Source organism: Paenibacillus sp. FSL R7-0048, assembly GCF_038004505.1.
In the GTDB taxonomy this organism is placed as follows: domain Bacteria; phylum Bacillota; class Bacilli; order Paenibacillales; family Paenibacillaceae; genus Paenibacillus_AQ; species Paenibacillus_AQ odorifer.
Window position 1 is genome coordinate 3,812,447 of the sequence record NZ_JBBORF010000001.1, and the last position, 22,360, is coordinate 3,834,806.

The following is a 22,360-nucleotide window of genomic DNA, read 5'->3' on the forward strand; positions in this document are numbered from 1 at the left end:
TAAATGAAGAAGGGATGAAACAGCTCATCCAAAATCGCAACCCCCTTCATTTTCATGGTACAGCCGACCCTCATGATCTATGGTGACCGGGATACGGTCCAGAGGTCTGAAAACCTGACAAAGTTCGTGCCTAATGCAGAAGTGGTCAATCTGGATTGCGGTCATTGGATCCAGCAAGAAAAGCCGGAAGAAACAAACCAAGCGATTTTGAGATGGCTGGAAGAGCAGAATGATGCTGAATAGAGTCGCTTAGCAAGCAAAACTTAGAAAAACAATAAGGACACCCAAACAGGCAAGGTCATTAAGTTAAGCTCAAAGGTAAGAACGGGAATAAAAATGGAATTCAAAACGGCATGGGAAAGCCCCGTGCCGATCGCTGTCAATACGAGTCCTGAATGAACTTCATTAACAATCTCTTGAATTTCAAGTACTGTCCATGGAGATGTCTCGTCCACGCTCAATGCATAATCAACATAGGTTAAGTTCGACGGAGTAACATCTGTTACTCCAGTAGTGTCAAATATTGAGTGGTCAGGCGCATCGCCAGCTTGCTGAACGTAGTAAGCATTAATCGTATCCAACGCGGCTTGTGGAGACAATGGTGCAGGTGTTTGTGTAGGTGTCTGCGTTCTATAGATGTTACGCTGAACCGTACCATTAAATAGGGTGAAAATTAGTTGTGAATGAAGTTTATATAGAGATAAAATTAACCCCTAAGATGACTCTTAGTTTTTTTCATATGACTTAATACAACAATATTTACAAATTCATGATACGATATTGCTAAATCGGGAGATAGATGCTCCATATTTAAGATAGAATTAATTATTGATAGAACTGTTGAAGATGAATCATAACAAAATGATTGATGATCAACCAAGAATGTTTACTGAAACTATTATGACTCTGTAGAATGGGGGCCAATATATGTCATTAGCTAATAAAAAAGAAGAGTGTTTACTTATAGAGACATTAAAATCGCATATACCAAATGTAGAGGAATTACTGAATCCAGCAGTTGAGGAATCAGAAATAAATCTTTTCGAGAGCATGATGAACTGCAAATTTCCAGAAGATTTCAGAAAGCTATACATGAATTTTAATGGAGAAGGAGAGCAGATTTTTGGCATAATGGCTGGTCTTGGTTGGATGAACATTGAATCGATAGTAAGCAACTGGAAGTCCCTTTTGGAATCAGCGTACGATATTATATCCAGCAAATCAGATGTAATAAAAGATGGGAACTACAGAGAAGGCTGGATTCCTTTTGCTGAAGATGGTGGTGGCTCATTTTTGGCAATAGATTTAGACCCCGGAGAAAAGGGCGTTTATGGGCAAATTATTACGATAGATCATAATTCTCATTTTTCCTATGTTATTGCAGAAAGTTTGGGACATTTCTTTGAATTTATCGATTCGAGTCTCAGAAATAGTAGTATTGGTATTCGTGAAGAAGAAGATATAATCATATTATCCCGTGAAAGTGGAAGTTTGTTAGATGATATTTTGGCTCTGACTAATTTGAATATCGAAGAGAACAGCCTTATCCCTGTAAGCGGATTTTGGGAAGAGTATTTTAAAGACGATGTTGAAAGTGGTTTTGTATCTTCAAAAACATTGAAAAAAAAGAGAATGGTATTTATTAGAGCTGATCAAGCTCAAAAATACGGAGCAATATCTTTGGATATTTTAACCCATATGGTTAATCTTAAAGAACTTATTATACATGCGGATGAAATTACTAATTTTGATGTACTTCAACGGTTGACTTCTTTAGCAGAACTTGTGATAGGATCAGAAGCTTTTAAAGAGTCTGATTTGAAGTACTTGGTTTCTTTAGATGGGTTAAGGAAGCTAACATTAATAGGACTTCCATTAAAAGATATACATACACTGAAAGATATAAAGAAATTAAAGAGTTTGAGATTATGTAGAATGAACTCAATTGATAGGGGATTAATTGGAACTATAAAAAATTTGAAGGAACTAAGTTTAGAAGAAATGGAGGTTGGCGACCTGCTTTATATTTCAAACCTTAGTAAGTTAATAAAACTAGAGCTCAAACAAGTGACAATACCACATTTATCATTCTTAAAAGCTTTAAAGAATCTAACGGTTTTTGAGACAGATAGCTGTGCAATAGATGAATCACATATAGAGGTTATAGGAGAATTGAAGAAATTAAAGCAGTTCACTTATCCGGTTGGAGATTTAACAATACTCAAAAATTGTATGAGTCTAAAGCAGATTGGAGTAGATGCATCAAGACTTAAAGGTTTGGAGGAAATTTCAGACTGTAATATAGTCGATATAACTATATTTCATGCAACATCGAAAGAGAATGCGAAGTCCGTAGTCGCGGAGTTTAATAAATACTTTAAACTTCAGTCATATGGATGGCAAGTAACATGGAAAGATTAATGAAGCTTGCCTACACTGAGCTTTATCATTATAGGGTGAAATTTTTATAAAAGAAAGGAGACTAGCCATTTTGGTTAGTCTCCTTTCTTTTTGCCGTTAGACCAACGCTGATACCTAATAAAATAGTAATGATGAAGCAGAAAAATTGTAGACATAAGATTTAAACCATTGACCTTTCCGCTAAGTAATCAGAGGGGCCTTTTTTGCGAAACAAGAAATAATATACATGGGTCTGTGAAGTTTACAATTGTAATCTAATTATTGAACGTCTAGCATTAAGTATATTGGAGCGACGCATTAGGCGGATAAGGCGTACTACAGGTTGTTTATATTATCCTCGCATAATTTACTCGAAATGGAGAGCTTATGAAAAAGACTATTGTTTGTGTAATAGCGATACTTATCGTATTCTCAGGATTCGCAACACAAAGTTATGCGGCGTTGTCAGATACGCAATCTGCGGCAATACACGCGTTGCTGGATGATGCCCGTCGTATATCAGGTGTGCCGGGAATGTCAATCTCGATACTAGCTGATGATGAAATTTTCTACTTTTCTTCCGGGTATGCAGACCGTGAAAGTGGGTTGTCTGCAAGTGAGAACACACTATATGAACTGGCCTCGGTCAGTAAAGCCTTTACCGGCATGGGTATTCTGCTGTTGGAGGAACAAGGGCTGCTGTCAATGACTGACACTGTCCAAAAATATTTACCTTGGTTTACGTTAAAGTATCAAGGAAAAACTGTTGATATGCAAAGCCTTACACTCAATAACTTTCTTCACCATACTAGCGGCCTAACAAATGGTAAGCATTCTCAAAATATTCCACAAGGCAATACACCAGATTTGCTGCAAAAGACTGTGGAAATGCTGGTAGATGTTGAGTTGGCGTTCCCTCCCGGTGAACAGTACAACTATGGGACCGTTAATTATGACGTATTGGGTTTGGTTATTGAGATTGTGTCGGGACAAAGCTATGAAGACTTTATGAGGGAACAGGTATTTCAGCCGTTAGGTCTTCACCAGACGTATGTTTATAAAGAAGATGCTCAAGCCACCGGACAGTTGGCACAGGGCTACCGTTCTTCCTTTTTTATGACAACTCCATATAACGCGCCGGATTTTTCCGGGAATAAACCCGCAGGCTACATCATTTCTTGTACAAAAGATATGGCGCGTTGGATGGGCATACAGATGGGTATTGTGAAGGACATACCCGAAATATTCCATACGGTTATCGAAAAATCACATCAGGGTGATATGTCTGTTCCGGCTGTCAACGAAATGTATTATGCGGCGGGCTGGACGGTAAACGCCAACCAAACGATTATAGAGCACCCAGGAGGAAATCCCAATTTTGGAACCGAAGTGATCATACTGCCAAATGAACGAACAGCCGTCTGCTTGCTGACCAATGGCGCAAATATCAATAGAAGCATGGTACTAAAAGTTAAAGAGATATTAGACGGCAATCTAACGCAGTCATATGAAATAAGCGGCACACAGCTTTTGGACATCATTTTATCGTCTACCACAATTATTTTTTGCCTATTGGCCGTTCTGTTCTTTCTCTTAGGATTACGCAGAAGGAAGACGAATGAGCGGCAGCCAATGACAAAAAAGCGAATAATCGTAACAGCTATTTTGCTGATGGCTACGATTGCCCTGTGTATAATGTGCTGTGCATTAGATTGGCCAACGATACTTATTTGGCAAACATATAGTGTTCTTACAGCCTTGATTTCTTCAGCATTATTAACAGCAAGCATTACATGGTTTGTATACACTCAACGGTATAATAGTCTCATAAGAGGTGGGGCAGAGCGCGGTTTTTTTGATTTATAAATACATGTTCTTGTCGCGATCAAAGGACAAGAACATGTAACCATTGCCGCTAGAAGCAGAGGGGGAAGGAACATAAAAGGATATTTTTGATTTTAGCAATTTATTTTACAACCCGATTGCACCTATTGAACTTCCATATCACTTATTTAGCATATTTATCAGCATTGTCTAATCCTCATCCTTAGCTGGTCCTCGCTCTGACCCTTCCTTACGACAAATCCTTTTTATACTGGATGGCCATGTAAATTCCACCAGCTAAAAACGCTAGCGCATATTTGAACAAGAAAAAGATGTTCCACATATACTCTTTAGGAAAAATCATGTCACATAGAATAATTGTCAACAGCATAAAGTAACTGCTTTTCAAAAAGATTTTATTTGTCCGTTCATCGTCTTGCCCAATCTTCTTATAAAATACATAGGTGAAAATCGCACTACCCATGAGCAGTAAAAAACCTACTCCAATGAGAATATTCCAATTTCCCGTAGATTGCTCAGCCCAGGACTTTAAAGGGTGAAAAATTGCGTTATGGATATCAGAAATAGACTTAATTTTCATTTTGATCATTTCCTTTCAAATAAGTAAAAACATCGTTTACATCAACATTAAAAAAATCGGCAATTCGAAAAGCCAATAGCAGAGTCGGCACATAATTCCCTTTTTCCATTACGAAAATGGTTTGTTTGGAAACCCCGACTTTCTCTGCTAATTCTTGCTGAGACATTCTGGCAAGTACACGATATTCATAAACCTTATTGGATATCGAATCACCGAAATCTTTCTTCATGACCATCACCTCTTGAATCAAATTATAAACTGATTTTTAACAAATGTAAAGTATACTTATACTTAGTTACATAATACATTTATGTTTACCTGGAATACTTTTATTTAACAAAAGCCGGAATGCAGAAAAAACCTGACGAAATTCATGATTCCGTCTGGTTCACATATCGATCTAATGTAATTTATGTTTTTTTGTGGTGCAAATCGATGAATGATTGCCACGATCGTGCAAGAACAATTCACAGTCAATAGCAGACGGATCGCAATCGGATTACTTAACGGATCTGGGATGGACGAAATCCATGCCTTTTAGCACACCAGGCAACAAACAGAGCAAGAAGGTATTGATAGGCATCACGATATCCACACCTTGCTTCCCCGCAGCCTGAGCAAGTGCTGTCTGCAACAATGTTGCCGCACCACCGAATGTCAGCCCCCACAGCGCAACAGAAATGAAGATAATAGTACCATGCTCACTCCAAAGTCCTAGTACAAGAGATATCAGAGCAAATCCGGTAAAACTGATGAGAACCAACGGACGCAACCAACGATCAATGAAAATCCCAATCACCCAGATTCCCACCAGTGCCATAATTCCAAAAACAAGCAGAACCTGGCCAAGATAGGGTTCAAGCCCCATATCATCTAGGAAAGGAGAGATATAGGTGTACAAAATATTATGAGCCAGCATCCAGGCAAGAACCACAACCAAGATAGGAATCAGCCCAGGTGTGAGTAAAACTTTGAATACTGAAATGCGTTTATCAGCCGACTGTCGCTGTTCAATTATCATTTCCCGGTAGTTTATTCAAGGATGCTACGAAAAAACTATATATTTAGATTTTCATACTCAGATTAATGCCTGATTGAAGGATTTAATGAAAATAAATTAAAAAATACCATACTATTTTAACAAAAAATTACGGAACATGTATTTCCGATTTGATATCATGTTGACTTAAAAATTTCATTAAATCATTACTCAGCTGTACAATCTCATTGTTAGCATTATTCGCATAATCCGGCAACATCATATCCCTAACCATCTTAGTTCGTAGCCATGTCATAAAGAAAATATCCAAAAATAAGTTTGGAAATTTAAGCACCATTTTAAGTATTGGAGGATCAATTAAAACGCCCGCTTTTTGTATTTCCCTAAGATACGCTTTTAAAGTGACTGTTATTTTGCGTGCCGTCTTTCTGGTTCTGGCTGTTTTTTTGTCAATAATCTTATTCTCAGAATGCAAAAAACTCAACATGGCAATATCTGATACGGAATGTGTGATTAGATACGCTTGCATATCCTTTTTAATAACGTAGGGAAGCTTTGCTGTTTTAAATAGTTTTGCGAGGTTTTCTATGCGTTCTGTCGCTACACCATTAATTTCTCCAAATGCAGTTGCCGCTATATACTTTGGTAGAAATCGCGCATGTAATACCCCATCTTTAATCTGTCCGCCGAAGCCGGGAAAAGCTGGTAAAAGTCTATCCCCTACGATATCCAGCCACGAAGAAAATCCAATTGAATTACTAATCATCGTAACTATATTTTTGCTTTGATTATCTTTTAGCGCTAACAATGCTGATTCGGACCGATCATAACGAACAGTAACGAAAATAAAATCGTATACATCGTCATTTTCGAGCGTATCCATGACATTCACTTGTATCGATCTAACTGTACCTTTTTCTATATACTGCAGGCCATTTTCTCTTAATGATGTATATCTATTCGAATGTGCAAACAGGCTAACGTCATACCCTGCTTCAATAAGCTTTATTGCGTACATGCTCCCGATGACACCTGCACCAAAAATTAAAATTCTATCTTGTTTTGCTGACATATAAACCACCCCTACTTGTTAATATTTCCTTTTTATTATCCGACAACATGTTGTATGATGTGATTATAAATCTTCATTATTCCTTGATCAACCATCAGTTTTTTATGATTTGTCGGATGATATTCTTATTCACTAGTAGGAGGGACACATGAAAAAGCAACCCCAAATAACGGAGAAAACGAGACAAAAATTTGTAGAAGTTTTTTGTGAGCTATATAGCCAAAAGCCGATTGAGAAAATTTCGGTTCAGGAAATTTCCAATAAGTCAGGGTATAACCGCAGCACCTTTTATCAATACTTTACTGACATTTACGAATTGTTAGACTCTGTTGAAAATGACCTATTGAATGAAATGAAAAAAGAATTGGCAAATAAAGAGCTATCGATGGATACGGTTCAAGACACGCTCTATTGTCTGGATAAAAAAGAACATCTCCTGGTTCTTAATGCCCTTTTGGGTGATTATGGAAGTGTCCGTTTTTTAAAACGCTTAAAAAAAGAAATCGCTTTGAATCAATTAGAATTAAACGTTCCGCAAAACCAATCCTTAACGCCATACTTCATTGAGTTTTACCTGACAACTGCTCTTTCTTTGTTTCGTCTTTGGCTCCAGCGTCAAAAGGATTTATCGTCAGAAGAATTTTTCAAGTTAGTGGAGAACCTATATTCAAGAGGGATTACGCCCTATTTTAAAGAATGAGTCTGTCATTCAAACCAAATCCATATGTTCTGTAACAATAAAAAAGCGCGCATAAGCTTGTTTACACAATATACTCCATAAAAACTGACCTAACTTACTCTTAAGGTGGACGATGTTATAGACCAAGAGATGGGGCGTTATTGCTTATATATGTACGGAGTGAGAGATATGAACATCATTAATCAATATAGCAATGAGGATTTAGCAGATTTTCTACACAGTGCTATTATGCATCATTAATCTCAATTGTGAACAGGAAAATTGGGCTGAAAATAGGAAAACCACAGATTGAACTAACGGGAAACATGGGGAACTTCATCGTTATAGGACCCTTAATGAAGTATATTCATGCTGGCAATGGACAACGCTTAAGGTTAAGTATTATCTTATGCGGGAGGTCATCACTTCTTGAAATTTGAACTAGGACGTTGCTTACTGAATGAACGATTGATGGAATCCGGGAAGTCAGCGGAATGGCTGGCAAAAGACTTGCTTTTTAAACCGGAACGAGTTTACGACTTTATTGAAAACAAAAGAGTGATGCCACTCAAAATTGCCATATCGATCGCCGATTCCATCGGTTGTGATGTTCGTGCCTTGTATGAATTAATTCCGAATGATAATGAAGTAAAGGGAGATTAATGGAATAAGTGGTAGGTTGCATTAAGACTACGAATGTGATCCATTAAGCTAAGATAATGGGAAACGATAGCTCTATCAAAATAAGAAGGCAGCCGGTCAAATGATCGGCTGCCTTTGTTAAAATAACGGGCAGTTTAGATTACTCATGATGAGGATGACGAGAATCACAATTGGAGGAACAGCTTGAGCCAGATCCATGACGACAGCCTTGGGATTGAAGAATTTAAAATCCATGATGCTGCTCGGCATACGCGTGTAGCGCATCCAGCTTTCTTCCCAAAAGCAGGTCGAGTTTGGTTTCGCCTCGAATATCGTGAATACCGGTGTTGTAAGTGTGTTCCTTTTTAATTGCAAAGTATCAGTTCCGCCTGGTCTTTCGCTTGATGCCATGCTTGCTTGAGCAAATGATGGCTCTCTGCCGGAGCTTCTTGCATTCTGACACGATGTGTTGCCGTGGAGACCAGTGCCTAGTTTACGGACTGCAAACGAAAAACAAGACTGTATTGTTCCTTGGAGCCAACACACGAATAAGACCAAACAAAACCAATATTGCACCGCGAACAGGCCAAGCGTGCAAAAAACACTTTTTACCAAAGATGCTGAAATGACGAATCTTGCTCGACGTATTACGGCCATCTCGCTTTATAACTTCTTCGGAGTGGCATAGAGGACAGGCCTGTTTGTAGGCTACCAGTGAGGCTTCCAAATGTACTTCTGTTTCATGGATCGAGACAACGCTATGATGTTGTAGTTCTGGTAATCCAAGCAGTTCGTTAATATACTGGATGGGCATCTGTCATAGCCTTTTCGTGTTGTTTGGTTGGACTTACAACATTACAAGATTTGCAGATGTTTTTCCATTTCTATCCTCGGTTTTACTCCGTTTTAATTTTCAACCGCAAAATTTGATTTTGAGCCTCAATTAATTGTGTAATTTGAGTGAACTCCCATCGTTTTTGTTACCGAAATATGTATATGGGCATATAACTAATTCTATAATTTAAAAGTCGAAAGGATGATAAACTTGTCTAGAAATTTAACTACACCAGATGGAACTACAGTATTTCCCTTTATAGCTCCTCAAGTTATTAGTGACCAAATTACACAAGGTAGAGTGGGGCACTACTATAAATCTTCAATTCCTGGGTTTGGATTAGTAACTTGGCAACTTGTAAGTTTCACGGTGCCAGCACCTGGAGCTGATATTGGATCAGGTACAATCTCAATGAATATTATCAATCCCGATGGTACAATGAGTTTTACTCAAGTAAGTAACCAAGATATAGTTGGGTTGCAATATATCGGTCCAGTATTGCCTGTTACCCCACCGCCACCTTCTGTTACACAACCTAAGCCCGTATGGTGTTCTTCAGCACCTTGGCATCCGGCTTGCTGGCGCGCTGAAGGCCCCTATCAGTATTATAGAGGCTATGATACGTACTGGGTACCTGTTCATATTCCTAAGAATTAATGTTGTCATCAATATCTTTAGAGGGAGTAACACTTCGATTTAACCACTGATTACAAAAAGAGAAAGTAGTAACATGTGATGTTAGTTTCTAGCTTCAAACTCCATTAAAGATTTCGGCTAGTGATAATATGTATTCTCGTAAATCAAGTTATTTCATATAAAAAAACAAGCAACCTACAGTTGATTTTTATGTAGGTTGCTTGTTTTGATTTCTAGTCCTCTAGGTTGTATTATCGGAGTTCGCATTTTATACTCTTTTCCCGGCCTTTGAATTCATCTTTTATTAGCCAAGTGACGGTTTAATCACCTTACCTAACTCACTCACTTTTTCGGGTAACTTTTTTATGCATGGTTTATCAAATTTGAATTTGGGGGCTCCTTTTTTGATGCCAAAGTGTTTCTCAACTTAGATCTACTATTTGTTCCATTTATAAGCGTTAGTGTGAAATTATAAAAATTGATCTCATCGAATCCGACAAAAATTTGTGAGTGCCACCAACACGAGTGGAAGTGTTGGATGAGTACAATACGCGTTTAATGGTTCTGTAATATAAGGAATAAATGGCTCAATCAGAAAAAATGAAAAGATACTGTCCCGTGTAAAAGGAACAGTACCTTGCCTTTACGTTTGGCTTTGCTTCTAAGCGATTGAGATTTATTGTCATTTGGTGCTCGCCTACTTTTTCGTAGGATAATCTATCTTATGAAAAAAAAAAAAAAAAAAATGACTTTACGTAACGTTCATCCAACTTATTGAACGTGACAGGAAGATGTCGTTACGCGGGCATGTTCTTATCTCGACTTTGCTTGGATTATCTTAAGCCTGGATAGTTCTTTCGCTGTGAGGCGCCGGGTATAGGCAGCATTGCCGTTATGCGTATCGACTATCTTGATTCGGCCCGCACTCTGACCCGCTGGACGTGCCACACGGACTCGGAGTGCACTTAATGCCCAATCAATGGGAAAGGCAACCGAAGTCTTTCCATCCGTTGTTCCGGCATAATTTACAGCGGCCGCATAGTTATCTGAACTTCTCAGCCAGACTGAGCCCGAGTCGCCGGGAAGTGATATAGGTGTATTGCTCAGAATAATTGATTGATTGAGGAAGGTAAGCACGCCGATATCCGAACCATAATCTACTTGTACATCCGTATTTACCGAATCTACTTTTCCTCTGGTCAGTCCAGATGTCCGTCCTACTTTTTTGAAGCGTTCGCCTACACGGTAGGAGGTGACATGACCGGGAATAGTGCCTATCGTTGCATACTGTGGGCTGACAATGCTGTTGCTTAGCGGACGGGACAAGGCTGCATCAACCCGGTTTGAACCGCTGGTAGTCAGGGTAATAAACTGCGATAAATACCCGACACGGTTCCTTGGTGTCCTGCTTTCATCCGATCCGCCGGGCTGCAGTGTTTCTGCGCGATTGCGGGAGTTGGTCGGGTTGGTGAGCACATGGTTATTGCTGAATAAATACTGTTGATTGCCCCTGCTTACAATTAAGCCTACGGTTCCTGATCCGCCTGTGGTACCGATACTGTATCCTGCGATTACCGGACGAATCCGGTCCATGTAACTTGCGTTGCTGCGGATTTTTTGGGTTTTCACTACTCGTATCGGGACTTTTACAGTCTTGCCTCTAATTTGTGAGGAGAGCTTCGAACCAAAGCCTAGCGTCGTGCTGCTGACCGCATTAGCATAGAGGATCACGGCTGCGCCCTTTTTAGGATGTTTGGGATCATAGTATCCGACTCCGATCCCATGAATTCTCCGGTTCTTAAGTACTGTTTTCGAAATGTTATTCTTGATCACAAGAGCTTCAGCAAAAGAGGCCACTATTCATCACCTAATCTCATTAGAATAAGATAGTATATTAACCATGCGCACAAAAGGAATGGGCACTAATCATTGCATTTATGTGATAATGGTGAAATTGGTTAATAAAGATTGACGACAGTTATATCTGTCCAGCCATTATCTCCTCTTTAATTTAAGCTGTGAGCGATTTGTCGAAATACTGCTTATATGAGCGACATAGTTCTAAACGTGCTAATAGCCGGCCATTTAACTGAAAAAACCTTCATATACGTCAAGAGAGGCCGAACCGATGCAAAGCTTGAATGCTGGAGACGAGGATGCCTAAGGCACGGAAAAGGGAATAAAATAAGGGGTTAGAGTGGAAAGGATGCCTGATTACATCTTGTGAAGTCAATATTTCAGCATATTGGTCTTACTTTTGGTACGAGGCACTACGTACACGTAATGTTTTCGATCATTTAAACCACCATCATGAAACTGTACAGAAGATATATAGTGAAAGAAGTTGGGATATCGATATTTGGCTGACATCTTGGAAATTTACATCCATGATTTTGTTGAATCGAAAAGATATATACTCGATTTCTACAAAAATCTGATAAATAAAATATTGCTGTTGCTGAAGTTGTTTTAATCAACTATTTTAAGCCCCATATAATAAAGATTTCAAAAAAATATTTCAGTCATCGGAACATGAGTATAAAGAATGTTATGTATTAGATCTCGATTATGTAATTGAGGAGTTTGATACAACTGGTTTAGGTTTTAGGATCAAGAGTCAAGTGTTCGAAATAAGTAAAGAATATTTGTTAAATATACATTTGATTCGTAATCATCAAACCTAGCCCACCTGTAGCCCTTAAGCAAATAGTAGGTCCCACCAGTTCCATTTCCGATAAGCCAAAATTGGATTTGAGCAGCAGATATTTAAACATCCGCACCGGATCAACTACGGTTCGCCCGTTATCGTGGCAATAGTTTTGTTCAATTCTTAATATACAAAGCTAAAATAATTCGTTCATTTGACGCAGCAGGGGATCGTTAGGAATCAAAATATGGTTAAGCTTTGCAAACGGGCTCAATATAGAAACTCTGCTGCTCAGGGAGCATCAAAACCACCAGCCTTTAATTGGATACTTTAAAAAAGAAAAAAAAGAGACATTCCTCATAAAAATGAGAAATTGTCTCTTTTGGGGGGCGTAGGACTTTTTAAGTGACCTCTTTCTAGATGAGGTAAATGTTATTGTTGTTACTACTTAGCAAGTTAAGCGTGAATATTTGTGACTCTCCTTTAATCTGCCATTAATAAAATTAAATCACTTGAATTAGCACGGTGTCATTCGAAGACGACAAGTTCCTCCTGAACCAGAGCATCTAAAAGATACAGTTTGTGCAGTGGCAGGAACTTGATAAGTCGCTAGCGTGCCACCAGGATTTAAAGAGATCTCTGATCCAGGAATAATAAACCTTCCATCATCTGCAACCAGTGTAAATGTACAGCTACCAATATTTGAAATGGCTTTTAATTTTGGTGCAGGCCCCCCAAATCTTTTCACAAGAGTGAAGTTTCCACCACAAGCACCTATCAGGTCCACTGTATTTTCACTTATAGTCGATCTAACTCTGGATAACTTTGGTGCGCGAGTAATGGGAGCTCGTTTTCGTTTACCATTTGTACGAGTACTTGTAATTCTCTTAACTTTCTTAGAACAATTACATGACATATGTTATCACCTCGTAGTTTTAGTCTAGATTATACGTAACTCACCTTAACAAAAAGAAGTCCTTAGTATACATCTTCCACCTGTACCAGATTGACAACGGAATAAAATCTGATGTGGAGGAAATGCGTTAGGACCAAAAACATACCTAGCTAGTACATTGCCTGGTTGTAGCGTGTACTCCGAATTTTGAATTACATTTCCATTACGATCTACCGCGAGTAGTGTGAATGCACAATTTCCTACGTTACGAATTGTGTTAAACTCAGCAGAAAGTCCATTAGTTCTAGCTAAAATCAAGAGCTGACCACAATTTCCTGAAAAATCAAAAGTCTCACTCAGTTCTGTAGATCGAACCTTTCTTTTTCTTGGGACTCTAATTTCAGAAAGATTGATTTTTTTTAGGCGAACTGTTTTACTTTTGGTTGTTTTTCTGCATTTACATGACATTGAACTTACCTCCTTACACAAGATAAGACAGTATATTAAGGGGAGAGACAATACGTATGATCTATTATCCAATTTTTATAAAATATACCTTAGCCCTGTGATTGAAATAACATTTCAAGTTGAATTATATGGAGGAAGTATCTTTTAGAGAAAGATCATTTTTATAGTATAAGTACAAGAAGTAATGATGCAGCTTTAAATGGAGGAAGTTCAGGTTTTGAAATGATGACCAGTGCAATTCAAAGTTAAGTGAAAGAATACTCCAATCTATAATTAGACAGAACAAGGAGAAGGGGATTAGTAAAAATATTCTATTATGGATTCACGATCAGTGGTTGCGAGTTTCTCTATACTATTTTTCTGCAACTGTTTAAATTATTCAGAGTCAAGGTTAACGCAAAAATCTAATATTAGATGGATAGAAGTTCTTGAGTTAACAAAATCTAAATTCAAAATTGCTTTTAAGCTAGTAGAATCAATGACAAAAATTAAAGTGGATGTTTTATACAAGAAATAGAATAGTGCTGATTCAGACTTTAAAAAGTATAAGTGACCTAAGGAGTACATGGATTCGTTTATAAAAAAACATGACAGATAAATTCAAAATCAAAAAATATTTGTAGTTAACGACTGAAACAGCAACCGTTCTTTGACCGGTTGCTGTTTCATTAGAAGGAGGAACTTTCGGCAATGGGACCAAGTTCTTGTGCGACAATGTCGAAGGACAAGGACTTGGTACTATTGCCGATTTGAAAACCATTAAAATACATAATCATGTACAATAATCAATAAGTAATTATACACCATCAGACCTTATCCATATCAGTTGAAGCCGCTAGTAAACAATGAAGAGAAAGCTATAACTGCGTTACATCAAAATTGAGGCCCAAACAATTCAACAAGAAAAACATTCTTCCTATCTTTAAACAATACTGTAGTGCCCAACTATACTAAGTTTGTATCCAGGTTAAAAAACCTCAAGCCCAATAATGCTGAGTTGAAAGAAATACATAACTACTATCTGACAGGGGCAAAACTCCAGCTGGAAGGGTTCATTAGTAAATACTTCAAATAAATAGTTTAATAAAAAGAACCCAAAGTACTTTAAGGGTTCTTTTTTAATGGTTGACACGAACTTTGCTACATTCCCGATATGATTTCATCTACTGCAGAAAGTTAAAAGATGCCATTGTTCTTAAGCTGACGGGCAGGCAATATGGTACTATTTAGGAGGAACTGAGATGTCTAACCCCATATTTGTTCATTCATGGAGGGACTTATGAAGCTGTTGATCGTAGAGGACGATATTGGAATATCGCACACAATTGCAAGAGTTATGCAGGATGAAGGGCATAAGGTTACGGAGTGTCATAACGGAGAAGAGGGCTTGCATCACGCATTGTACGGCGAGTTCGATTTAATTATTTTGGATATTATGCTGCCTAAGGTTGATGGATTTACGTTCATCCAAGAGCTGAGGAAGCAAAGAGTGGATACCCCGATTCTTTGTCTGACGGCAAAAGACGGATTGAACGACCGGGTAAAGGGGTTAACGATCGGAGCGGACGATTATGTGTTGAAGCCATTCGAAATTCCAGAGCTGATTGTCAGAGCTAAAGTGCTGTTGCGCCGTTATGGCAAGGTTAATCAAGAAGAGCAGATTAGCTACGGCCCGATTGCTATTCAAGTTCGAAATCGAGCAATAACGGTCGCAGGAGAAGAGCTGACTTTAACAGAAAAGGAATGTGAGCTGCTTGAGTACCTGCTCATGAATAAAGAGCAGATCGTGACGAAAGAGCAAATCTATAACCGAATTTGGGGACTGGATTCGGAAGCGGGGATTGGCATCGTCGAGCTCTATGTCCATTATCTAAGAAAGAAGCTGTCTTCATGGCATGCCGATCAATATATCCAAACCGTAAGAGGTTTGGGCTACATACTCAGAATAAACAAGTAGTTTTTCAAAGGGAAATCAAAGGTTCATCTTATATATTCTTCTTATACTCTATAAAGGAGAGATTGATGAATGAACCTTGTAAGACAGATGTTTAAGAACACCCGATTGACTATTTTATTAGCTGTGGTACTTCTCGTATTGCTGATTGCAGGCGGTTTGTTTGGGCAGACCCAACATCAGCCAGAGAGTTTAGACGGATTGATTCAGAAGATGGCGGTAGATACGCTTAAGAATGACCCTGAGACACAGCTTTATTTTGACGTGAAAAATGTGGAGGGAATCCGATGGGATCCCACTAAGCTTACGGACCTGTCGGATGCCGATTACGAATTATTAAACGATAAGAGAAATGACTTGTTAAAAAAATTGAATAACTATGATGCTGCTATGCTTTCCCCGGAAGACAAACTCACCTACGATATCCTAAAATGGGACCTAAGCGCGGCGCAGCAGGTATATAAATATTGGGATTTGAACACGAATGACTACCTTTCCCTAACCAATTTTCCGCCGTATTTCGCGAACAACTATCCGATTCGCAGCCAAGCAGATGCAAAGAATTATATCGTTGCGCTGAACGGTTTTTCAGATAAAGTCGCACATGTCATTAATAGAATTCAAGACAGACGGGAGAAAGGTATTGTCCCTGCTTCTGAATTTCTTAAGGAAATGCTTACGAGTTACAGCAAATTGCAGAATACGAAACCGGAAGAAACGATTCTGTACAGTTTGTATGCAGAGAAATTAACCGAGTTAAAACTCGATCCCTCCGAAGAGGAAACGCTGAAAAAAACGTTAGCGCAAACCCTAACCGATCATGTACTGGCTTCTTACGGCAAACTTGCCGATGTGATCAAGAATGATCTTATGAAGCAAGCATCCGTGAACCAAGGAATCTGGAATCAGCCGGGCGGCAGCGAGTATTATTCTGCAAGGCTCAAACTTACTACGGGTACTGACCTTAGTCCTCAGAAAATTCACGAGATCGCTAAACGCAAGGTAGAAGAGATCGAGAAGGAGCTAAGAAGCGGGGCTTCGGGTCACGCACAAACTACATCTGCAGCCAGATTCCTAACTGGAGATAAATTGCTGCAAGCGTTAAACAGCAGTTTGTCGGATGCCACGCCCTACTTGTCCGATTGGTTTGAAGAGGAGCTTATCCCGGATCATCCCGTGGATGTGCGGGCGTATTCGGCTCTTTTCGCATCGGCAGGTGGAATGTATATCCCCTTATCTATAGATGGTGATAGGAGCGGGAGATTTGTCATTCCACTCGAAAATCCGACCTCCGAAGAAATAGTTAAATTGCTTGCCTTGCATGAGGGTATTCCAGGACATCACTTTCAATTCTCGATTCAATATGATCAACCATCCATTCCATTAATCCGCAAAATAACGATGACGGCTGGATACGTAGAGGGATGGGCGGTCTATATGGAAAGCTTATGCGCGGAGAAGGGGTTGCTTGATCGGAATATGGTACTAAACCGTTTTCTGGGCAATTCCATGGGTACCGTGATAGATACGGGTATCCATGGGCTGAAGTGGACAAGAGAACAAGCTAATGAGTATCTGGTTAGGGTTACCGGAACGGGGAACGATGCTTTGATCGACAGTGTCATTGCCTATCCTGGACTTAACGAAAACTATGCGATCGGATCGGAGCAATTCCAATCCCTTCGGGAGAAGGCGGAAAGCGAACTCGGGGATCGCTTCGATATCAAGGCATTTCATTCCGTTCTTCTTCGAAACGGGAATATGCCATTTCCAATATTGGAACAGCAAGTGAATCAATACATCAAATCCGCCAAATAAAAGGAGAGCAAACCCCGGTATGATTAAACGCACGTTAGTACGAATGACGATATGGAACAGCACGGTTGTATTTTGCTTGCTCGTCACACTGGGGGGAGCGTTATATGGGTTGGCACATTATCGGATCTATTCCGATATTGACCGTCATCTGGTGTTTAATATTGACCACATGCAACAAATTTCTCTAAGTAACGGGGAGCAAGTACTTAACATTGATTCGAAGGAACCGGAACGTTTTATGATGTCATTTTATTGGGATTCCAACGATGCATTGATTCAAAGCGTATATTATAAAGTACCATATATCGAATTGAGTTCGATGCTTCGGGAAAAACAAAACCACATGCGGCCCGAGTCGATACTCGTGGGTAAGAAAACCTATCGATTCGTGAGCAGACCCTATCAGGGTAAATTGCCAATAGTCGAGAAACTGTCGAACATTCCTTTGAAAACAATTCAGATATTTACGGAAATTTCCGCCGAGGTGTATTATTTGAACCGGTTATTATGGTGTATTAGTATTGGAATCGGTGTCGGCGCGTTATTATCTATCATCGCAGGTTACGCTTTGGCTAGACGGGCGCTCATACCAATTCAGAAGGCTTGGGATAAGCAGCAGCAATTCGTTGCAGATGCCTCTCACGAGTTGAGAAGTCCGCTCTCGGTCGTCCGAGGGCAAACACAAATATTGTTACGCCATCCCGATCATACAATCGAGGAAGAAAGCGCTCCAATTTCAGCCATTCTGAAAGAAACCAAAAGAATGAGCAACATGGTAGACGGCCTACTTCTTCTGGCAAGAGGTGATTCACATGAGGAGGTTATCTCATGCACACCTGTTCGTATTGACGTGATCATTAAAGAGATCGCCAAAAAAATGGAGCCAATAATGGATTACAAGCAGTTGCGGGTACAGCTTCATGTCGAAGGCTCGGAATTGCTCATGAATGGAGATGAGAATCGTCTCATACAGTTGTTCATGATTTTGTTGGACAATGCCATTAAATTTACGCAGGTGGATGGGCAAATCGATCTTGAGTGTCTTAGGCAGGGGAAATCAGTTCTTGTAACCGTCAAGGATAACGGAGTGGGTATTTCGGAACATGAATTACCACTCGTATTTAATCGCTTTTATAAGGGAGATTCCTCTAGAAGTAGAGGGGATCATGGAGCAGGTCTAGGGCTATCGATCGCACGTTGGATCGTCGATCAACATCAAGGTACTGTCCACATTAGCAGCGGGGTAGGGTGTGGTACGACAGTTATGATTCGTTTTCCGGTGATTAGTTAAAAATAATAGTACTCTTCAAAAGAGACTTACAATTGTTGTCGGGACTTTTGGGTTTGGGGATATCTATAGAACGCAGCAAAGTTCTTTATTATCCATTATTTTCAAAAAAAAGGGAAACTAGTACATACTGTGCAATAAGCGAAGAAGATTATCTGGTTTCGCTACCGGTTATTAGCGCATATAAACAAAGAGTGATTATCGCTCAATGTTTAACTTGGATGTGATGCCTTGTACGAATTTCAAAAAAACCGTTGAATCAGCTCAACGGTTTTTTTAAATGCATTTGTGTGTCGTCCTATAAGTGGTTGATGAAACTCAGAGCAATTGATATGGCTAGTCGAAATCGCAAGGCTCTAATTAATGATGTGGTTATTGCTCGGAACTCGGAAGAGGAAGTGATAAATAGATCAAATAATATAAACCCCTAGATTGTGACCATAATCCATATTGTAAGAGGACAAGAACATAGACCTATTGGATTCCGCGCTAGGCGCGGCTTTTTTGTTTTATCGGTACAAGTTCTTGTCCTTTGCTTAGGACAAGAACTTGTACCGATTGCCGAAAATGGACAAGAACATGGTACTATTGACGATTTGGCGAATATCTAATTCGGATATTTATGACATTCAGCAATGGCCCCAACATTATTCTTAGAAGAAGTTTAAACGCTATTGTTATGGTAATACTAGCGCTGGTCGAATCTGGTAGCGAGCCGAGCCAAGAGACTCATATAGAACTATGTATAATCTAAGTAGAACGCATCTTAGTAACATATGTACAAAATACGGGTTTTGTGAGGAAGTAGTATATAAATTAAAGGAACCAACCAATTTGATTCAAATTATTGCCAATTTACTGTCTATTAATGATTATCTAATCAATGTTCAAAACTGTTCAAAATAACTGCCCTTTCCTAAGCAATTGATTCTTATTTAGTAATCGTATTATCTAAAACGAGTATTAAGCTTTAAAGCTCATCAAGTCACGCATAAAACATTAAGTACTAATAATGTTTTTATTGTTTGCATTAGATTACATAACTCTCGATCATATAAAAAGTCAAATATTCCCATTATTTAACTTTTATAATCATCCTCATACATGTTCATCTTTAAACCTTCAATTACAAAGTAACTCTTCAGCTATCCTTAATTGTCTTTCCCGTTCTTTAGTAGCTGCCTCTGCAACTGAAGAATGATCTGATATGTAATTCACCAGTTTTACTGCATAGTCACTGCAAACCATAGCGTGTCCTCGCATATGTCCAGTTGCAATGGCTTGTGCAAAAGAACGGGCAGCATACTTACTAGCCTCGGTTGTGGACTCTTTGGCCAATTCATTGACTATGAATCCAACTTTTCTTAAATCAAAGGCTCTAATCTCACCAGTTATACGCTTTTCTAGCGTTTCTATACCTAAATCAACACGCGGGTCATTTACAAGCTGTTGGTCCAGATGATCCAGGTGCTCAACTGCTACTTTCAAAGCCCATTTGGCCAGAAACTTCTGTGGCAGATTTTCAAGCATGACTTCAAGTAGATTTCTTAATTCATGGTTATCTATAATCTTTATCTTTGGACTAGTATAAGTAAACATGTTAGTTTCTCTTAATTGCTGTTCATGTTTATTCCATGCATATTCCTCAATATTCAACGAATCACTCCCCCATTACAACACGGCACTATTTAATTGCTTCAGATCTTCTTTTATAAAAAGAGTGTACCATACTGAAAAAATGTAAATTATCCATATTCTACGCGAATAGTCGCCTTTATTACTCCGGTGCTGGGTAAACATTTCTTCGATGATATTCATATTGAATATTTCTTCAATGCCACTATAGCGGATTTGTTCAAACATTATATTTGAAATTGGAGTTTTGAGCCAATCACGAATGGGCACGGGAAATCCTAGTTTCGGGCGATTCACAATAGCTTCCGGAACGATTCCTTCCATAGCTTTACGCAAAGCAAGTTTTGTTTTTTTTTGCCCAATCCGATTGGACACAGGTATTTTACTAGCCGTCTCGAAAACCTCTTTATCTAAAAACGGGACTCTTAATTCTAATGAATGTGCCATGGACAGCTTATCTGCTTTTGATAAAATGTCTCCAGGTAACCAAAAATTCAGATCAATAAACTGCATTCTTGTCGTAGGGTCTAGGTGAGCTGTCTTATCATAAAAAGGCTTAACGATATCCGCGGGATGTAAAAAGCTATTCTGAGCGTGTACCGATTCGTGGAGCAAGTTCATCTTACCGCTTTTGTTAAAGATATTAGCATTTCCGAAAAAACGCTCTTCTAAAGGTGTCAGACCCCGAAGTAAATAATTTTTGCCATAGAAATGATAGGGATATACAGATAATGATTTTCGTAACGAATCCTTTATGAAGTTAGGCATCCAGGTTATCGGTCTTAATGCATTTGGCTCTCTATAGATTCTATACCCTCCGAATAATTCGTCAGCGCCTTCCCCTGATAGGACCACCGTGACATGTTCTTTTGCAAGCTGGTTTAGATGATAGAGTGCAATAGCGGAAGGATCTGCAACAGGCTCATCTAGATGCCAGACCGTTTTCGGGATACTTTCAAAAAAATCTTTTTGCGATAAAATGTGAAAATAATGATCTGTCCCCAGTTTGGCTGCCGTTTGATTTGCGATGATTGTTTCATTGTTCAGCCCTTCAAATCCAATCGAAAAGGTTTTTGTTGATTCTTCTGCTCTCATCATTGCAGCTATTGCGGTGGAGTCAATTCCACTGGACAAAAAACATCCTCTATCCACATCACTTTGTAAATGAAGGTTTACAGACTCTTTCAATTTCCACTGAATTTCTTCGGCATAGTCTGCTAAAGATCGTTCTACCGGTTGAAAATGGGGTTCCCAATATTTCTCGATCTTCATTTCACCATCCGAGTTAACAAATAATCGCTCCGCAGGTCCTAATTTATGAATGTGTTCAAACATCGTATCAGGATGCGGGACATACTGAAAAGTTAAGTAGCTGAATAAACTTTGATATTGAAGCTTTCTGGGTACCCCTTGCACTGCAAGTATGCTTTTAATTTCCGAAGCAAATAAAAGATTATTTTCGTCTTTGTAATAATAAAAAGGTTTGATCCCGAAATGATCTCTGGCAGCAAAAAGAGATTGTTCCTTAAGATCCCAAATCGCAAAACTAAACATTCCACGTAAATGATGGACACAGTCCTTGCCGTATTCCTCAAATAAATGCACAATGACCTCTGTATCTGATTGCGTCTGAAAGTGATGTCCTTTTAGCTTTAACTGATTTCGTAGTGTTTTATAATTATAGATTTCACCATTAAAAACAATCCAAAGGGTACGATCTTCATTCGTCATCGGTTGATTACCATCACGTAAATCAATTACAGACAATCTGCGAAAACCAAGTCCAATGTGAGAATCGAGCCATACTCCCTCATGATTGGGACCTCGGTGATTCATAACCCCTGTCATTTGTTTTAAGGTTTCTTCATGTGGTGGCTGTCCATTATATTTTAATATTCCTGCTATTCCGCACATACTATGGTAGTCCTTCCTATAATAAAGATTAGGATATAGAGTGCCCATAATT

The 22,360-nt window shown here is 39.0% G+C and carries 20 protein-coding genes; 9 read left to right on the forward strand and 11 right to left on the reverse strand.

The annotated features are described in order from the left end of the window. Positions 1-72: 72 nt before the first annotated feature. The gene (locus NSQ91_RS16965) at positions 73-243 is read left to right on the forward strand and encodes an alpha/beta fold hydrolase (RefSeq protein WP_217696906.1); all 171 of its coding nucleotides are present in this window, start codon (positions 73-75) and stop codon (positions 241-243) included. 20 nt (positions 244-263) lie between these two features. Here NSQ91_RS16965 and NSQ91_RS16970 read toward each other — a convergent pair whose 3' ends face one another. Next, positions 264-581, reverse strand: coding sequence for a hypothetical protein (locus tag NSQ91_RS16970; RefSeq protein WP_076302981.1), 318 nt, complete (start codon positions 579-581; stop codon positions 264-266). A gap of 346 nt (positions 582-927) precedes the next feature. Between NSQ91_RS16970 and NSQ91_RS16975 the strand changes: the two genes are divergently transcribed. Then, entirely contained in the window at positions 928-2,421 is a 1,494-nt protein-coding gene (locus NSQ91_RS16975) for an SMI1/KNR4 family protein (protein ID WP_340919000.1), read from the forward strand. A 366-nt stretch (positions 2,422-2,787) separates the two neighbouring features. Further along, the gene (locus NSQ91_RS16980; protein ID WP_340919002.1) at positions 2,788-4,266 is read left to right on the forward strand and encodes a serine hydrolase; all 1,479 of its coding nucleotides are present in this window, start codon (positions 2,788-2,790) and stop codon (positions 4,264-4,266) included. Positions 4,267-4,474: 208 nt separating this feature from the next. On the opposite strand, the gene NSQ91_RS16985 is transcribed toward NSQ91_RS16980, so the two are convergent. From NSQ91_RS16985 to NSQ91_RS17000, 4 genes are all read right to left on the reverse strand, one after another. Then, positions 4,475-4,825 (reverse strand): hypothetical protein, encoded by a 351-nt coding sequence (locus NSQ91_RS16985; RefSeq protein ID WP_036677002.1) that lies wholly within the window; start codon positions 4,823-4,825, stop codon positions 4,475-4,477. Then, positions 4,815-5,054 carry a helix-turn-helix transcriptional regulator gene (locus tag NSQ91_RS16990; protein WP_036677000.1) on the reverse strand — a complete coding sequence of 80 codons (240 nt, stop codon included), beginning with the start codon at positions 5,052-5,054 and terminating at the stop codon, positions 4,815-4,817. Before NSQ91_RS16990 ends, NSQ91_RS16985 begins: the two co-directional genes overlap by 11 nt. A 270-nt stretch (positions 5,055-5,324) precedes the next feature. Next, positions 5,325-5,846 carry an MFS transporter gene (locus tag NSQ91_RS16995; RefSeq protein WP_340919005.1) on the reverse strand — a complete coding sequence of 174 codons (522 nt, stop codon included), beginning with the start codon at positions 5,844-5,846 and terminating at the stop codon, positions 5,325-5,327. 127 nt (positions 5,847-5,973) lie between these two features. Further along, positions 5,974-6,897 (reverse strand): ketopantoate reductase family protein, encoded by a 924-nt coding sequence (locus tag NSQ91_RS17000; RefSeq protein ID WP_340919008.1) that lies wholly within the window; start codon positions 6,895-6,897, stop codon positions 5,974-5,976. A 148-nt stretch (positions 6,898-7,045) separates the two neighbouring features. Between NSQ91_RS17000 and NSQ91_RS17005 the strand changes: the two genes are divergently transcribed. Both NSQ91_RS17005 and NSQ91_RS17010 read left to right on the forward strand, forming a co-directional pair. Continuing rightward, the gene (locus NSQ91_RS17005; protein WP_340919011.1) at positions 7,046-7,597 is read left to right on the forward strand and encodes a TetR/AcrR family transcriptional regulator; all 552 of its coding nucleotides are present in this window, start codon (positions 7,046-7,048) and stop codon (positions 7,595-7,597) included. Positions 7,598-8,005: 408 nt separating this feature from the next. Next, positions 8,006-8,239 (forward strand): transcriptional regulator, encoded by a 234-nt coding sequence (locus tag NSQ91_RS17010; RefSeq protein WP_076106729.1) that lies wholly within the window; start codon positions 8,006-8,008, stop codon positions 8,237-8,239. A 117-nt stretch (positions 8,240-8,356) separates the two neighbouring features. Here NSQ91_RS17010 and NSQ91_RS17015 read toward each other — a convergent pair whose 3' ends face one another. After that, positions 8,357-8,593: a hypothetical protein gene (locus NSQ91_RS17015; RefSeq protein ID WP_340919018.1), complete on the reverse strand. Its 237-nt coding sequence runs from the start codon at positions 8,591-8,593 to the stop codon at positions 8,357-8,359. Between the two features lie 118 nt (positions 8,594-8,711). Further along, positions 8,712-9,032, reverse strand: a complete 321-nt coding sequence (locus tag NSQ91_RS17020) for a hypothetical protein (RefSeq protein WP_143762384.1) — start codon at positions 9,030-9,032, stop codon at positions 8,712-8,714. Positions 9,033-9,263: 231 nt separating this feature from the next. Between NSQ91_RS17020 and NSQ91_RS17025 the strand changes: the two genes are divergently transcribed. After that, a complete protein-coding gene (locus tag NSQ91_RS17025; protein ID WP_340919021.1) occupies positions 9,264-9,710 on the forward strand; it encodes a hypothetical protein in 447 nt (148 codons plus the stop codon). A gap of 792 nt (positions 9,711-10,502) precedes the next feature. Here the strand turns inward: NSQ91_RS17025 and NSQ91_RS17030 are convergent. Next, entirely contained in the window at positions 10,503-11,546 is a 1,044-nt protein-coding gene (locus NSQ91_RS17030) for a hypothetical protein (protein WP_305953553.1), read from the reverse strand. A 1,751-nt stretch (positions 11,547-13,297) separates the two neighbouring features. Then, positions 13,298-13,699, reverse strand: coding sequence for a hypothetical protein (locus tag NSQ91_RS17035; RefSeq protein ID WP_076126607.1), 402 nt, complete (start codon positions 13,697-13,699; stop codon positions 13,298-13,300). A 1,279-nt stretch (positions 13,700-14,978) separates the two neighbouring features. Between NSQ91_RS17035 and NSQ91_RS17040 the strand changes: the two genes are divergently transcribed. The 3 genes from NSQ91_RS17040 (at position 14,979) to NSQ91_RS17050 (ending at position 18,762) form a co-directional block, all read left to right on the forward strand. After that, positions 14,979-15,656 (forward strand): response regulator transcription factor, encoded by a 678-nt coding sequence (locus tag NSQ91_RS17040; RefSeq protein WP_340919025.1) that lies wholly within the window; start codon positions 14,979-14,981, stop codon positions 15,654-15,656. A gap of 69 nt (positions 15,657-15,725) precedes the next feature. After that, the gene (locus NSQ91_RS17045) at positions 15,726-17,471 is read left to right on the forward strand and encodes a DUF885 domain-containing protein (RefSeq protein WP_340919028.1); all 1,746 of its coding nucleotides are present in this window, start codon (positions 15,726-15,728) and stop codon (positions 17,469-17,471) included. A gap of 19 nt (positions 17,472-17,490) precedes the next feature. Beyond that, entirely contained in the window at positions 17,491-18,762 is a 1,272-nt protein-coding gene (locus NSQ91_RS17050; RefSeq protein ID WP_340919030.1) for a sensor histidine kinase, read from the forward strand. 1,119 nt (positions 18,763-19,881) lie between these two features. On the opposite strand, the gene NSQ91_RS17055 is transcribed toward NSQ91_RS17050, so the two are convergent. Next, positions 19,882-20,415 (reverse strand): putative immunity protein, encoded by a 534-nt coding sequence (locus NSQ91_RS17055; RefSeq protein WP_076303659.1) that lies wholly within the window; start codon positions 20,413-20,415, stop codon positions 19,882-19,884. A gap of 15 nt (positions 20,416-20,430) precedes the next feature. Then, positions 20,431-22,308, reverse strand: coding sequence for an asparagine synthase (glutamine-hydrolyzing) (gene asnB / locus NSQ91_RS17060; protein ID WP_076303658.1), 1,878 nt, complete (start codon positions 22,306-22,308; stop codon positions 20,431-20,433). Between the last annotated feature and the right edge of the window lie 52 nt (positions 22,309-22,360).